Here is a 13,910-nt window from a genome sequence, read left to right as displayed (position 1 = left end):
CTCGGCCGATCGGCCGGTGTTCGGGGGCTCAGCGTGGGGATGGTGCGCGTGTGGGTGACAGAGCTCGTGAGTGGTAAGTCGGGTTCTAACCCGACTTACCACTCACGAGGGGGGTCAGAGCTTGCGCAGGCGGACGCGGTTGATCGCGTGATCGCAGTCCTTGCGCAGCACCAGCGTCGCCCGCGGGCGGGTCGGCTTGATGTTCTCCATCAGGTTCGGCTCGTTGATCGAGCGCCACAGGTGCTTCGCCTCGGCGCGGGCCTCGTCGTCCGGCAGGCCGGCGAAGTGGTGGAAGTGCGACGCCGGGTCCGCGAACGCCGTGTGCCGCAGCTCCAGGAACCGCTCGATGTACCAGCGCTCGATGTCGCCGGTGTGCGCGTCGACGTAGATCGAGAAGTCGAACAGGTCGGACACCATCAGCCGCGGCCCCGGCTGCAGCACGTTCAGGCCTTCGACGATGAGGATGTCCGGCTGCTGCACGACCTGCTCCTGGCCGGGCAGGATGTCGTAGGCCAGGTGCGAGTACACCGGCGCGGCGACGCGCTCGGCCCCGGACTTGACGTCGGTGACGAACCGCAGCAGCGCGCGCCGGTCGTAGCTCTCCGGGAAGCCCTTGCGGTGCATGATCCCGCGGCGCATCAGCTCGGCGCGCGGGTACAGGAAGCCGTCGGTGGTGACCAGGTCGACGCGGGGGTGGTCCGGCCAGCGGGCGAGCAGCGTGCGCAGGATGCGGGCGGTGGTCGACTTGCCGACCGCCACGCTGCCCGCGATGCCGATCACGAACGGGACCTTCGTGCCGCGGGAGTCGTCACCGAGGAACGTCGTGGTCGCTTCGTAGAGCCGCTGGCGCGCGGCGACCTGCAGGTTGATCAGGCGGGAGAGTGGCAGGTAGACGTCGGCGACCTCGGCCAGGTCGACCTGCTCGCCGAGCCCGCGCAGCCGCAGCAACTCGGCCGCGGTCAGCGGCAGCGGCGTCGAACTCCGCAGTTCTTTCCATTGTTCCCGGTGCAGCTCGACATACGGGCTGAGTTCGCGGACCCGGGTCATCGCACACTCCTCCGGCCGTCGCCTGCACTGGCGCACGTTCACCTGCGTGATTAACGGTAGGGCTTACGACGGGTGAACGCGCTGTGATGTAGTCCACCCCCTGACTTTCAGGGGTTACCGCGGGTAACGGTTCCCGAAGACCTCGTCCCACGCGGCCGCGACCTGACGGGCGCACGTCGCCGGGCTGACGCCGCCGACACCGGTGCCCAGGCCCGGCATCGCGATCGTGTCGACGTGCTCGCGCACCGGCCCGTGGTCGAGCTGCCCGTCGCGCCACTGGACGAACACCGCGCGGGCGGCGAGGTAGGGGTGGACGGTGTCGGCGGGCAGCAGCTCGCCGGGCTCGCGCATGGTCGGCGCGCTGATCAGCCAGGCCGGCTGGACCTCGCCGGTCGGCACGACCACGGCCTCGCCGATCGGCAGCTCGCCGCCGTGGAAGGCCAGGACGGCGCTGCGGACGTGCTGCTCCACACCGGGGAACGCCCGCGCGTAGACCGCGTCGATGCCGCCGCGCATCCAGCCGTAGGAGTTGGCCGGGCTGACCACGGCCTGCGCGACGACGTCCAGCACCGACCCGCGGTACACCCGGACCCGACCCGCCAGCTTTTCGGCGGCGGCGGTCCACGCGGTGGCGAGTGGTTCATCGACGGCGCACAGCACCAGCTCGGGGGTCCGAGAGGAGACCGGCGGGTGTGCGTCCCCGCGGCCGGTGTGCGTGCCGGAGTCGGCGGTCACGGGTTCCAGCATCGCAAAAAACGCCACCCGGCGTAACCGGGTCGCGTACCGGCTGTCCGAGTGAAAGTCGCCACCCCGGACCCCCGTAACCTGGCTTCTGTGTCACGGATCGCATACTTCGGCCCCCGGGGGACCTTCACCGAACAGGCCGCGCGGGTGCTCGCCGCCGGCGAAGAACTGATTCCGGTCGAGACCGTCCGGCAGGCGCTGACGACCGTCCGGGACGGCGGGGCGGACGCCGCCTGCGTGCCGATCGAGAACTCGGTCGAAGGCGTCGTGCCCGCCACGCTCGACGCGCTCAGCGAGTCGACCCCGCTGGTCGCCGTCGCCGAAGCCATCCTGCCGATCCACTTCAGCGTGCTGACCCGGCGCGGGGGCGGCGAGATCAAGACCGTCGCGAGCCACCCGCACGCGCTGGGCCAGGTCCGCGAGTGGCTCGAAACGAACCTCCCCGGCGCGCACCCGGTGGCGTCGTCGTCGACGTCCGCCGCCGCGGTCGGCGTGCTGGAGGGCGAGTTCGACGCGGCGGTCTGCGCCCCGGTCGCGGTCGAGCACTACGACCTCGACGTGCTGGCCACCGAGGTCGCCGACGTCAGCGACGCCGCGACGCGGTTCCTGCTGGTCCGCCCGCCGGGCGCGCTGCCGGAGCCGACGGGTGCGGACCGGACGTCGGTGGTCGCCGCGGCCGTCAACCGCACCGGCACGCTCGCCGAGCTGCTCACCGCGCTGGCCGACCGCGGGATCAACCTGACCCGGCTCGACGCCCGGCCGACGCGCAGCAACTTCGGCGAGTACCGCTTCTTCATCGACTTCGAGGGCCACGTGGCCGAGCCGCGGATCCTCGACGCGCTGACGGCGTTGCGCCGGCACTGCCGCAACCTGCGGTTCCTCGGCTCGCACCCGCGTGCCGACGGCATCCGCTCCACGATCGAGGACGGCGCCGGCAACGACGACTTCGTGGACGCGGCGGTGTGGGCCGAGGCGGTCCGCAAGGGGAAGCTCGCGTGAGGCTGCTGCTCATCCGCCACGGGCAGACCGACGGGAACGTCCGCGGCGCGCTCGACACCGCCCTGCCCGGCCCGCCGCTGACCGAGCTCGGCCGTCGCCAGGCCGCCGACCTCGCGGTGCGGCTCGAGGGCGAGCCGCTGGTCGCGGTCTACGCGTCGCAGGCGACCCGCGCCCAGCAGACCGCGGCGCCGCTGGCCGCCCGCTTCGGCCTGGACGTGCAGGTCGTCGACGGCGTGCACGAGGTCGTCGCGGGCGACCTGGAGGGCGCGACCGACCGCGAGTCGATCCGCGTCTACATGGAGACGGTCCGGCGCTGGACGCTCGGCGAGCTGGCGCCGTCGCTGCCCGGCGGCGAGAGCGGCACCAGCGTGCGCACCCGGATGCTCGACGCGGTCGGCGCGCTGCGGGCCAAGCACGAGCAGGCCGACCCGGACGGCGTGGTCGCGCTGGTCAGCCACGGCGGTGCGATCCGGCTGACCGGCGAGTGGCTGGCGCCGAACGTCCACGCCGACGTCGCCAACGCGGCGCTGATCCCGAACACCGGTCTCGTCGAGCTGGACGCCCGGCCGGACGGGGTGTGGCACTGCCTGACCTGGGTCGACACCCCGCTCTGAATCGCCACTAAAGTGTGATCCCGTCACGTTTAAGAAACGTTTGGTGGGGAATTAACGGTGCGAACCAACCTGCCGGAGATCCGTACGTCTACCCAGTAGCACCACACCAGGGAGGCGATAGACATGGTTCGGACGAAGCTTTCACGGTTGTTCCCGGTGGTCGCGGCTTCGGCAGGCGTTTTCGCGTTGTCCGCCTGCGGGGGCGGCGGGGCCACGCCCGCGGCGAGCAGCTCGACGCCGTCGACCTCGGCGTCGCCGACCTCCACCACCGCCAGTACGGCCACGCCCAGCCCCAGTAGCTCGACGCCGGCTTCCTCGGCGCCCGCCGCCGCGCCCGCGGACAACGGGCTCTGCAAGGCCGGCGACGTCAAGCTCGCGCTCGGCCAGGGCGACGCCGGCGCCGGCTCGGTGTACCGGCCGCTGCTCATCACCAACTCCAGCGCGAAGCCGTGCACCATCCAGGGGTTCCCCGGCGTGTCCTACGTGGCGGGGGCGGACGGGCACCAGGTCGGCAAGGACGCCTTCCGCGAAGGCACCAAGGGCAACGCCGTCAAGCTCAACCCGGGTCAGACCGCGGTCGCCGACATCCAGTTCGTCAACGTGCGGAACTTCGACTCCGGCACCTGCCAGCCGACGCCGGTGAAGGGCCTGCGGATCTACCTGCCGCAGGAGACGGCGTCGAACTTCGTGCCGGACGAGACCACGGCCTGCGCCAGCACGAAGATCCCCGGCAACCAGCTCGCGGTGAAGACGGTCCACCCGGCCTAAATGCGGCCGCAGATCTCTTTCGCTTCGACGAGGTGCCGCTGTCCGGAGATGTCGTTGAAGTGCAGGCTGAGCACCATCCGGCTGACGCCGTCGATGTGGTCGGCCAGCGGCTGGTAGTTGGCGTTGACCTGCGCCGCGGCCGACGAAAGAGCGCGGGCCGCCGTCATGCGCTGCAGCCGTTCCGCGCTGAGGCCGGGCGTCAGCGACGGCTGCGCGTCGCGGCTCGTGTCGGGCAGCTCGCCCACCCGGTCGAGCGCCTGGCACGCCGCGACGGCGTCGTCGAGCGCGCCGGCGTGCACCCCGGACAGCCCCCACAGCAGTCCGAGCACGCTGCCGCCCAGCACGAACCCGGCGACCGCGCAGAGCACCAGCAGCCGGCGTGACGGCTGCGGTGCGGCGGGCTCGCCGGACCCGGCCGGTGACTCGTCGAAGTCGGGGCCGGCGTCGGTGCCGGTGCCCGGGTCAACGGTGCGCATGGTCGCCTCCTCACCACCTGGGTGAGGAGCTATTCCAGCTCACATTCACGGATCCTGGTGCATCAGCGCCGTGGCTGAGTCCGATTCGTCACCGAGCGGGAACCGCCGCAGCGCGCCGAACGCGAACGCGGCGATCGCCAGCATGGCCACGCCGGACACCGCGAACGTCCGCGCGGCCGACCCGAGCGCGTCGGTCAGCACCCCGCCGAGCAGGGCGCCGACCGGGATCGCGCCCCAGACGACCGTGCGCCACACCCCGAGCACCCGGCCGAGCAGCTCGCCGGGCACCAGCGTGTGCCGCGCGGTCGCGAGCACGACGTTCACCGCGACCACCGCGGCCGCGAAGAGGCCGAACAGCGCGGCTCCGGCGACCGGCGAGCGGACCAGGCCCATCCCGCCGAAGCCGGCGCCGCAGCAGACGACCCCGCCGACGACGACCGCGTGGCGCCCGGCCGCGCGGACCAGCCGCGGTGCGACGCCCGCGCCGATCAGGCCGCCGATCCCGCCGACGAACGCGAAGAACCCGAAGGCCGCGTCCGACAGGTGGAGGTCGTCGAGCGCGTACAGCACCAGCTGCGCCTGCGCGAGCTCGCTGACCAGGCTGAGCAGACCGGCGACGACGACCAGCCGCCGCAGCAGCGCGTGCCCGCGCAGCCAGTGCAGGCCGTCGGCCAGCTCGGCGCGGAGCTTCGCCGGCGGCCGGTTCTCGCCCTGCCCGCGGTAGGTGCCGGCCAGCCCGAGCAGCACCGCGGCCGCGATCGCGAAGCCCGCGGAGTTGAGGATGAACGGGAAGGCGGCGAAGAGCGCGAAGGCCAGGCTCCCGATCGGGCCGCCGAGGAACGTCTGGCCGACGATTTCGCAGGCCTGCAGCTTGCTGTTGGCCCCGTCGAGCGAGCCACCGCCGACGACCGCCGGTACCAGCGCGTTCGCCGCGCTGTCCGCGATCGTCTCGGCCGTCCCGATGACCAGCGCGGTCAGGTAGACCAGCCAGATCGTCATCCCGCCGGAGGCGACCAGCACGGCCAGCACGCCGACCGCGGCCGCGCGGGCGGCGTTCGCGACGACCATCGCGCGCCGCCGGTCGATCCGGTCGACCAGCGCACCGGCGACGGCGGCGAACAGCAGCCACGGCAGGAACTGGGTGGCGGACAGCCCGGCGATGAGCACCGGGTCGTGGGTGAGGGTCGTGGCCAGCAGGGGCAGCGCCACCTTGCCGATGCCGTCGCCGAGGTTGGAAGCCGCGCTCGACGTCAGCAACCACGGGAGGCTCGGTGCGTTGTCCATCGGGGCCCCCAGCACTTATCGCAGTCACCCAATGACTTCGGGTAACAGGATAAGCGCGCAGTCAGCCCACAGGGGTCACATTGCGGGCTCAGCCCCAGCCGAGTTCGTGCAGGCGGGCGTCGTCGATGCCGAAGTGGTGGCCCAGCTCGTGCACGACCGTGATCAGGACTTCTTCGACGACTTCGTCCTCGTCCTCGCACATCGAGAGGATCGGCTGCCGGTAGATCGAGATCCGGTCGGGCAGCACCCCGCCGTACGACGACGTCCGCTCGGTCAGCGCGACCCCGTGGTAGATCCCGAGGATGTCCGGCGCCTCGTCGTTGAACTCCTCGACGAGCACGACGACGTTGTCCATCGCCCGCGCGAACTCGGGCGGCACCTCGTCCAGCGCTTCCGAGACCAGTTCCTCGAACCGCTCCCGGCTCATCTCGACCGGCATCAGCCGTTCTTCTTCGACGTCGAGGTCGGCGGGGCCGAGCTCGACGTGGCCGGACCGCCGCCACCGTCCGACGGCGGGCCGCCGTCCTGGGGCTGGCCACCGTCCTGCGGCTGGCCGCCGTCGGGACCCGCGGGCGCGGCCTTGACGCTGCCGGTGACCGCCTGCAGGCCGCTCTTGTCCGGCAGGAGCGCCGCCACCTTGCAGTTGACCTTGCTGGACCCGGCGTCCCAGCTCTCCTGCTCCCGCAGGTCCCAGGTCAGGATCAGCTTCTTCGCGTCGAGGTCGGCGCCGCCGGTGTAGTCCGCGGCCGCCTTGGTGCACTCGGTGTCGAGCCAGGCCTTCTGGTCGTCCTGCTTCGGGTAGCCGTCCTTGAACTTCGTCTTGAGGTCGAGGGTCGCGACGATCTCGTAGGAGTGCGGCTTGGCGCAGTCCAGCGGGTCGCCGACGCCCTTGCCCTGCAGCGCCAGGCAGGTGCCGGGCTCGAAGACCAGCGACTGGTCCTGCTCCTTGGCCGGCCCGGTCGTCGTCAGCAGCTTGCCGCCGGGGCCCGCCCACTGCAGGCCGCACCGCAGCTGGCGGTCGCCGTCGTCCCACTGCGACGGCGTCGGGCGCAGCAGGTTCGTCGTCAGCTTTCCGTAAGGATCGAGGTTGTGGCCGAGGTACGGCTTCACGTCGGCGGTGCACTTCTGCTGCGCGATCTGCTGCCACTGGTCCAGCGACGGCACCGGCGCGCCCTCGGGGAACTGGGCGCCGATGTCCGCCAGCGCGGTCACCTCGAACAGGTGCGGCTCGGTGCAGGCCACCTTCCGCGCGTCGCTCGCGTCCGGGTTGTCCCAGGTCAGGCAGCTGCCCGGGGGTGAGTGGAACGCCTCCTGGGCGGCCGCGGACAGCTTGCCGGCGCCACCGCCGGAGCCGCCGGTGATGCCGTCGCTCCAGGAGAACACGACACTGAGGGCGAGCGCGATGAGCGCGCCCGCGAAGATCCCGCCCATCACGACGCGGGTGCGCAGCGTCTGCGTGGCGGTGGGGAACCGATCGGCGCTGGGAGACATCGCAGTCCATGATGCCCGCGCCGCGCGCGACGTGCGCGACCTAGGGTGGTTAGGGTGGGTCACGGTTTCGTGGTGGCCGGGATTACGGAGCGCACATGACGCAGGACAGCAACACTGGGGACCAGCCGCCCCCCGAGCCGCCGAAGCGCGGTTCGATGAGATTCCAGGACTCGAACACGCAGCCCAAGCAGCTTTCGGTCGCCGAACAGCGGGCGCGGCAGCAGGCGCTCGCGCAGGAGGAACGCGACGAGGAGCTGGCCCGCCAGGCCGATGCCAAGGCGGCCACGCGGCGCAAGATCCTGATCGGCAGTGGCGTGACCGTCGGGCTCGTCGGCCTGGTCGCGACGTTCTACACGGTCGCGAGGCCGACCGGTGACGTGACCGCGGTCTGCACCGACAAGGACGGCATCGTCCAGAACGACGACTACTGCGACGACAACTACGTCACCTCCCACGGCGGCTACCACAGCGGCGGCTTCCTGTTCCTGCCGATCGGCGGTGGCGGCTACCAGAGCTACCGCTACAACTACGGCGGCACCGGCACCATCGGGCAGCGCGTCTCCGGCGGCTCCTACGACGCGCCGTCGTCGCGCACCAACGTCAACACGAAGTCCGGCAAGTCCGTCCAGCGCGGCGGCTTCGGCATCAGCGGGAAGAGCGGCACCACCGGGGGCACCGGCGGCAGCGGCAAGAGCGGGGGATCTTAGGTGTACCGGGACCGGCGCGAGCCGCGGCGTGACTGGCAGCGGATCGTCGAGGAGCAGGGACTCGTCTACGGCACGCCGGCCCGCGACAGCAGCGGCCGCACGCGGCCGTACTGGGACGAATCGGTGCACTACGTCTTCGAGATGGACGAGGTGCTCTCGCTCGAAGCCGACGTCGAGCTGCTGCACTCGATGTGCCTGGAGGCCGTCGACAACGTCGTGACGACCGAGGGCTACCAGCGGTTCGGCATCCCGGAGTGGGTCTGGCCGCACATCGCCGAGTCGTGGAAGCGGCAGGACCCGCACGTCTACGGCCGGTTCGACCTGCGCTACGACGGCAAGTCGCCGGCGAAGCTGCTCGAGTACAACGCGGACACGCCGACCACGCTGCTGGAGGCGTCGCTGCTGCAGTGGCACTGGAAGACCGACGTCTTCCCGGACGACGACCAGTGGAACTCGATCCACGAGAAGCTCGTCGAGCGCTGGGCGTCCCTGCAGGACAAGCTGCCGTCGAACGAGCTGCACTTCACCTGGTCGGCCGCGGACCCGAGCGGCGAGGACAACGTCACCACGGCGTACCTCCAGGAGACGGCGGCCGAGGCCGGGCTGGACACGGTGGGACTGGCGATCGAGGAGATCGGCTGGGACCCGGTGCTCAAGCGGTTCGTCGACCTCGAAGAGCAGCAGATGGCGACCGTGCTGAAGCTGTACCCGTGGGAGTGGGTGGTCGACGAGGAGTTCGGCCGCCACGCCGTCGAGTCGCTGCCGCGGACGCTGTGGATCGAGCCGCTCTGGAAGATGATCCTTTCCAACAAGACGCTGCTGGCGATCCTGTGGGAGAACTACCCGGGTCACCCGAACCTGCTGCCCGCGTTCGCCGACGACCCCGGCCTGCTCACCGAGTACGTCCGCAAGCCGAAGCTCGGCCGCGAGGGTGCCAACGTCCAGATCGTCGCGACCGGCTACGAGACCCAGACCGACGGCGTCTACGGCGCCGAAGGCTTCGTCTACCAGGCGTTCGACCCACTGCCCGAGTTCGACGGCTACCGGCCGGCACTCGGCGCGTGGATCGTCGGCGACAGCTCCGCCGGGCTCGGCATCCGCGAGACCGGCGGCCTGGTCACCGACGACGGTGCGGCATTTGTCCCACATCGCATCGTCGAGTCGTGATAGAACACCGTCGCTGATCAGCTCTTTTCCCCTGGGAGACAACTCGTGAACACGACCCTTGCGCTGTCCGACACGTTCGGCTCCGACCTCGTGCGGGGGATCGGCGCGATCCTGCTGTACGGCGTCATCGGCCTGCTGCTGATGTTCGCCGGCTTCTACGCGATCGACTGGACCACGCCCGGCAAGCTGTCGAAGCTGGTCACGCAGGGCCTGCCCAACGCGGTGATCGTGACGGCGTCCGGGATGCTCTCGATGGCGTTCATCGTCGTCGTGGCGATCTTCAACTCGGCCAGCGACCTCACCGAAGGCCTGATCACGTCGCTGGTCTACGGCTTGCTCGGGATCATCGTCCAGGTCATCGCGGTCCGGCTCCTCGAATGGGCGACCCGCATCGACGTGGCGTCGACCATCGAGAGCGAGAAGTTCGCCCCGGTCAGCATCGTCGTCGCGGCCGCGCACCTGGGCCTCGGCCTCGTGGTGGCGGTCGGCATCTCCTGACCCGGACGGGTGTGAGCCGGGCCACGCCGCGCGTGGCCCGGCTCTTCCGTTCCCACTAGCGTGGGGTTCGTGCGCCTGCTGAGGACACCGGACGACCGGTTCACGGACCTGCCCGACTTCCCCTTCGACCCGAAGTACGCGGAGCTCGACGACCCGTACGACGGCGTGATCAGAGTGGGGTACGTGGAGGCCGGGCCGTCGGACGGTCCCGTGGTGCTGCTGCTGCACGGCGAGCCCAGCTGGTCCTACCTCTACCGCAAGATGCTCCCGGTCCTGGCGGCCGCGGGCCTGCGCGCGATCGCCCCGGACCTGGTCGGCTTCGGCCGCTCCGACAAGCCGGGCGACCTGACGGACCACACCTACGCCCGGCACGTGGAGTGGATGCGCGCCTTCGCGTTCGACGCCCTCGACCTCCACGACGTGACGCTGGTCGGCCAGGACTGGGGCGGCCTGATCGGCCTGCGCCTGGTCGCGGAGAACCCGACCAGGTTCGCGCGGGTGGTGGCGGCCAACACGGGCCTGCCCACCGGCGACACCGACATGCCGGCGGTCTGGCACTCGTTCCGCGAGGCGGTCGAGAACGCCCAGGTCCTGGACATCGCCCGCTTCGTTCAATCGGGCTGCCGTTCGAAGCTGTCGGAGCAGGAGCGGGCGGCGTACGACGCACCGTTCCCGAACGAGATGTACAAGGCCGCCCCGCGGGCGATGCCGTCGTTGGTGCCGTTCCGCCCAGACGACCCGGCATCGGAGGCGAACCGCGCGGCTTGGAAGACGTTGACGGAGCTGGACATCCCGTTCTTGGTGGCGTTTTCCGACGGCGACCCGATCACCGGGGGGATGAGCCCGGTACTGCAGCGCGCGATGAAGGGCGCGCAGGGGGTGGAGCACCCGGTGATCACGGGAGCGGGGCACTTCTTGCAGGAGGACAAGGGCGAGGAGCTGGCGGAACACGTGGTGAGGTTTGTGCGGGGTTAGCCCTTCAGCCCACCCGCGAACGGGCGGCCGGCAACGCAAGCCGACCACGAGGTCACCAGACCTCCCCCGCCCCTCGTCCCAGCCTTCACTTCAGTCGGCGGTCGGGTTTGTCAAGGCACGCTTTCCCGCCTTGACAAACCCGACCGGCGGCTGAAAATCCCACCGGAGGGGCGGGGGAGGTCGGACCCGCCTTTCCGCCGGAGAACAAGCAAAAGACTGTCCTCGCCGGACGGGCAGGCTCTGGGATGACCACCCGTCCCGCTGCTCTCTCCCCTTCTCGAGGTGGGTCGCTGGGTGGTCATCCCGTCGCCTGATTGAGGCCTATCACTTTGAGCCAGGCCCGCAAGGTTGCGTCGTTGTCTCGCGTTGGTCTTTGGGTTGCGGGCCTGGCTCAAAGTGATTTGACGGCCTCAGGCGACGGGATGACCACCCAGCTGCTTGGTTCTACAGGGCTGCGTGCGTCGCTGCCAGTGCGTCTACCAGGATGTTCAGGCCTTCCTGGGCTTCGTCTGCGGTCAGGGTCATGGGTGGGCCTAGGCGCAGGACGTTGCCGTGCAGGCCGCCCTTGCCGATCAGCAACCCGCGCTTCTTCGTCTCCTCCAGCATTCGGGCTGCCGCCGGCACGTTCGGCTCCGTGGTGCCTGGCTTGATCAGCTCGATGCCGATCATCAGGCCCTTGCCGCGCACCTCGGCCACGATCGGCGACGAAGCGGCGCGCAGTCCGTTGAGCAGCTGCTCGCCGCGGGCCGCGCAGTTCGCTTGGAGGTCGTGGTCCTTGATGTAGTCCAGGACCGCTGTTGCTCCCGCCATCGAGACGGGGTTGCCGCCGAACGTCGAGAACGATTGGGCCTGGAAGCAGTCGAGGACGTCGCCGCGGGCTACCACGCCGCCGACCGCCAGGCCGTTGCCCAGGCCCTTGGCGAAGGTCATCATGTCCGGGGTCACGCCGTGGGCGTCGATGCCCCAGAAGTGCTCGCCCGTGCGGCCCCAGCCGGTCTGGACCTCGTCCGACACGAACAGCACTCCGTACTCGTCCAGAACCTCCTTCATCGCTCGGAACAGGCCGTCCGGGGGGAGGCTGAAGCCGCCGACGCCCTGGATCGGCTCGGCGATCAGGCACGCGACGTCGCCGGCGGTCGCCGTGTCCAGTACGTCGACCAGGTCCGCGACGCAGGCCTTGATGTAGTCGGCGTCCGACATGTCGCGGAACGGGCTTCGATACCGATAGCCGCCGTGGACGTAGTTGACCTTGACCGGGCTCAGTGCCGATGCCGACCAGCCGCGGTTGCCGGTGATCGCGACCGTTCCGAAGGAGCGGCCGTGGTAGGAGTTGCGCATCGCCAGCACCTGGTTGCTGCGGCGGAACTGCGTCGCGAGCATCAGCGCCGTGTCGTTGGCTTCGCTGCCGGAGTTGGTGAAGAACACCTTGGCGTCCGGGATGTTCGACAGCTTCGCGATGCGCTCGGCCAGCTCGACCTGCGACCTGATCAAGTACAACGTCGAGGTGTGCAGGATGCCGGTGTCGAGCTGCTTGCGGACCGCGTCGCCGATCTCCGCGACGTCGTAGCCCATCGAGTTGGTCAGCACCCCGGCGAAGAAGTCGAGGTAGGTGCGGCCCTGCGAGTCGGTCATGCGGCGGTCGTGCGCGTGGACGATCTCGATCGGCTCTTCGTAGAGCAGCGACATCCAGGACGGCATCACTGCGCGGTGCCGGGCGAGCAGCTCGTCGGTCATCGGGGCGCCTCCTCCGGGGTTTCCCTGGAGTATGAGGACGCCGTGAACAGCGCTTCAACGATCAGACTGTCGGGATAACCCAATAGGGCCGCACAGTCTGTACGGACTACCCTGTGTCTTCGTGATTGACCCCAGGACTCTGCGCGATGACCCGGAAGCCGTGCGCGCGTCGCAGCGCGCTCGTGGTGAAGACGAGGGAGTGGTCGACAAGCTGCTCTCCCTCGACTCCCGGCGCCGGTCTTCGATCGCGGCCGCGGACAAGCTGCGCAACGAGCAGAAGCTCCTGGGCAAGCAGATCCCGAAGGCGCCGCCCGAAGAGAAGCAGCGGCTGCTGGCCACGGCCAAGGAGCTCGCCGCGCAGGTCAAGGCGGCCGAGGCGGAGCAGAACACCGCGTCGGAGGAGTTCGACCAGCTCTTCCGGACCGTGCCGAACCTGGTGCACCCGGACGCGCCGGTCGGCGGGGAGGACGACTTCACCGTCGTCAAGCACGTCGGTGAGCCGGTGAAGTTCGACTTCGCCCCGAAGGACCACCTCGAGCTGCTCGAAGCGCTCGGCGGCGTCGACATGGAACGCGGCGCGAAGGTGTCGGGCTCGCGGTTCTACTTCCTCACGGGCGTCGGCGCGCAGCTGCAGCTCGGCCTGCTCAACATGGCCATCGCGCAGGCGCTCGAGAACGGCTTCACGCCGATGATCACGCCGTCGCTGGTGCGCCCGGAGATCATGGCCGGCACCGGCTTCCTCGGCCAGCACTCGAGCGAGATCTACCACCTCGAGGACGACGACCTGTACCTCGTCGGCACGTCGGAGGTGCCGCTCGCCGGCTTCCACGCCGACGAGATCCTCGACCTGAACGACGGCCCGAACCGCTACGCGGGCTGGTCGTCCTGCTACCGGCGCGAGGCGGGCTCGTACGGCAAGGACACCCGCGGCATCATCCGCGTCCACCAGTTCGACAAGGTGGAGATGTTCGTCTACGCCAAGCCGGAGGACGCCGAGGCCGAGCACGAGCGGCTGCTCGGCTGGGAAGAGCAGATGCTCGCGAAGATCGAGGTGCCCTACCGGGTGATCGACACCGCGACCGGCGACCTCGGCACGTCCGCGCACCGCAAGTTCGACTGCGAGGCGTGGATCCCGACGCAGGACACCTACCGCGAGCTGACCTCGACGTCGAACTGCACGACGTTCCAGGCCCGCCGGCTGTCGGTCCGCTACCGCGGCGAGAACGGCAAGCCGCAGATCGCCGCGACGCTCAACGGCACGCTGGCCACCACCCGGTGGATCGTCGCGATCGTCGAGAACCACCAGCAGGAAGACGGCTCGGTCCGCGTGCCGGCGGCGCTGCGGCCGTTCGTCGGCGGCCAGGAAGTCCTCACCCCCCGCTGATTTGGGTGGATCCCCGGTGCGC

The 13,910-nt window shown here is 70.3% G+C and carries 15 protein-coding genes; 8 read left to right on the top strand and 7 right to left on the bottom strand.

From position 1 onward, the window contains the following. Nucleotides 1-114 precede the first annotated feature (114 nt). Nucleotides 115-1,047: a type I pantothenate kinase gene (gene coaA, locus SD460_RS05180; RefSeq protein WP_247015940.1), complete on the bottom strand. Its 933-nt coding sequence runs from the start codon at nt 1,045-1,047 to the stop codon at nt 115-117. Between the two features lie 114 nt (nt 1,048-1,161). Continuing rightward, on the bottom strand, nt 1,162-1,782 hold the full coding sequence (locus tag SD460_RS05175) for a macro domain-containing protein (RefSeq protein WP_290056684.1): 621 nt from the start codon (nt 1,780-1,782) through the stop codon (nt 1,162-1,164). 99 nt (nt 1,783-1,881) lie between these two features. On the opposite strand from SD460_RS05175, the gene pheA reads away from it, so the two are divergent. The 3 genes from pheA (at nt 1,882) to SD460_RS05160 (ending at nt 4,172) form a co-directional block, all read left to right on the top strand. Next, a complete protein-coding gene (gene pheA, locus SD460_RS05170) occupies nt 1,882-2,790 on the top strand; it encodes a prephenate dehydratase (RefSeq protein ID WP_290056669.1) in 909 nt (302 codons plus the stop codon). Further along, on the top strand, nt 2,787-3,404 hold the full coding sequence (locus SD460_RS05165; RefSeq protein ID WP_290056670.1) for a histidine phosphatase family protein: 618 nt from the start codon (nt 2,787-2,789) through the stop codon (nt 3,402-3,404). Before pheA ends, SD460_RS05165 begins: the two co-directional genes overlap by 4 nt. A gap of 123 nt (nt 3,405-3,527) precedes the next feature. Continuing rightward, complete coding sequence (locus SD460_RS05160; RefSeq protein WP_438860620.1) at nt 3,528-4,172, top strand: DUF4232 domain-containing protein; 645 nt, start codon at nt 3,528-3,530, stop codon at nt 4,170-4,172. On the opposite strand, the gene SD460_RS05155 is transcribed toward SD460_RS05160, so the two are convergent. The 4 genes from SD460_RS05155 to SD460_RS05140 form a co-directional block, all read right to left on the bottom strand. Further along, nucleotides 4,169-4,648 (bottom strand): hypothetical protein, encoded by a 480-nt coding sequence (locus SD460_RS05155; RefSeq protein WP_290056671.1) that lies wholly within the window; start codon nt 4,646-4,648, stop codon nt 4,169-4,171. The two genes, SD460_RS05160 and SD460_RS05155, sit on opposite strands and share 4 nt — an antisense overlap. 45 nt (nt 4,649-4,693) lie before the next feature. Continuing rightward, a complete protein-coding gene (locus SD460_RS05150) occupies nt 4,694-5,932 on the bottom strand; it encodes an MFS transporter (protein WP_318305957.1) in 1,239 nt (412 codons plus the stop codon). A gap of 88 nt (nt 5,933-6,020) precedes the next feature. Then, nucleotides 6,021-6,371: a metallopeptidase family protein gene (locus SD460_RS05145; protein ID WP_290056686.1), complete on the bottom strand. Its 351-nt coding sequence runs from the start codon at nt 6,369-6,371 to the stop codon at nt 6,021-6,023. Continuing rightward, the gene (locus tag SD460_RS05140) at nt 6,371-7,423 is read right to left on the bottom strand and encodes a septum formation family protein (RefSeq protein ID WP_318305956.1); all 1,053 of its coding nucleotides are present in this window, start codon (nt 7,421-7,423) and stop codon (nt 6,371-6,373) included. Before SD460_RS05140 ends, SD460_RS05145 begins: the two co-directional genes overlap by 1 nt. A gap of 155 nt (nt 7,424-7,578) precedes the next feature. Between SD460_RS05140 and SD460_RS05135 the strand changes: the two genes are divergently transcribed. From SD460_RS05135 to SD460_RS05120, 4 genes are all read left to right on the top strand, one after another. Continuing rightward, on the top strand, nt 7,579-8,130 hold the full coding sequence (locus SD460_RS05135) for a hypothetical protein (protein WP_290056674.1): 552 nt from the start codon (nt 7,579-7,581) through the stop codon (nt 8,128-8,130). After that, on the top strand, nt 8,131-9,297 hold the full coding sequence (locus SD460_RS05130) for a glutathionylspermidine synthase family protein (protein ID WP_290056675.1): 1,167 nt from the start codon (nt 8,131-8,133) through the stop codon (nt 9,295-9,297). 45 nt (nt 9,298-9,342) lie between these two features. Beyond that, nucleotides 9,343-9,795 (top strand): DUF350 domain-containing protein, encoded by a 453-nt coding sequence (locus SD460_RS05125; protein WP_086678937.1) that lies wholly within the window; start codon nt 9,343-9,345, stop codon nt 9,793-9,795. A gap of 69 nt (nt 9,796-9,864) precedes the next feature. Continuing rightward, nucleotides 9,865-10,770 (top strand): haloalkane dehalogenase, encoded by a 906-nt coding sequence (locus SD460_RS05120; protein ID WP_290056676.1) that lies wholly within the window; start codon nt 9,865-9,867, stop codon nt 10,768-10,770. Between the two features lie 444 nt (nt 10,771-11,214). On the opposite strand, the gene SD460_RS05115 is transcribed toward SD460_RS05120, so the two are convergent. Further along, entirely contained in the window at nt 11,215-12,504 is a 1,290-nt protein-coding gene (locus SD460_RS05115) for an aspartate aminotransferase family protein (RefSeq protein ID WP_290056677.1), read from the bottom strand. 121 nt (nt 12,505-12,625) lie between these two features. On the opposite strand from SD460_RS05115, the gene serS reads away from it, so the two are divergent. Then, on the top strand, nt 12,626-13,888 hold the full coding sequence (serS, locus tag SD460_RS05110) for a serine--tRNA ligase (RefSeq protein WP_290056678.1): 1,263 nt from the start codon (nt 12,626-12,628) through the stop codon (nt 13,886-13,888). Nucleotides 13,889-13,910: the final 22 nt, after the last annotated feature.

It is taken from the genome of Amycolatopsis solani (assembly GCF_033441515.1).
In the GTDB taxonomy this organism is placed as follows: domain Bacteria; phylum Actinomycetota; class Actinomycetes; order Mycobacteriales; family Pseudonocardiaceae; genus Amycolatopsis; species Amycolatopsis solani.
The sequence above is the reverse complement of the archived record's forward strand: the minus strand, read 5'-3'. Positions and strand labels throughout refer to the sequence as shown.

Excerpts from the sequence above, each read along its gene's own strand:
- SD460_RS05135 (WP_290056674.1), top strand. The coding sequence starts at position 7,579 with ATGAGATTCCAGGACTCGAACACGCAGCCCAAGCAGCTTTCGGTCGCC.
- coaA (WP_247015940.1), bottom strand. The coding sequence starts at position 1,047 with ATGACCCGGGTCCGCGAACTCAGCCCGTATGTCGAGCTGCACCGGGAA.
- SD460_RS05155 (WP_290056671.1), bottom strand. The coding sequence starts at position 4,648 with ATGCGCACCGTTGACCCGGGCACCGGCACCGACGCCGGCCCCGACTTC.
- SD460_RS05115 (WP_290056677.1), bottom strand. The coding sequence starts at position 12,504 with ATGACCGACGAGCTGCTCGCCCGGCACCGCGCAGTGATGCCGTCCTGG.
- SD460_RS05150 (WP_318305957.1), bottom strand. The coding sequence starts at position 5,932 with ATGGACAACGCACCGAGCCTCCCGTGGTTGCTGACGTCGAGCGCGGCT.
- SD460_RS05140 (WP_318305956.1), bottom strand. The coding sequence starts at position 7,423 with ATGTCTCCCAGCGCCGATCGGTTCCCCACCGCCACGCAGACGCTGCGC.
- SD460_RS05145 (WP_290056686.1), bottom strand. The coding sequence starts at position 6,371 with ATGCCGGTCGAGATGAGCCGGGAGCGGTTCGAGGAACTGGTCTCGGAA.
- SD460_RS05160 (WP_438860620.1), top strand. The coding sequence starts at position 3,528 with ATGGTTCGGACGAAGCTTTCACGGTTGTTCCCGGTGGTCGCGGCTTCG.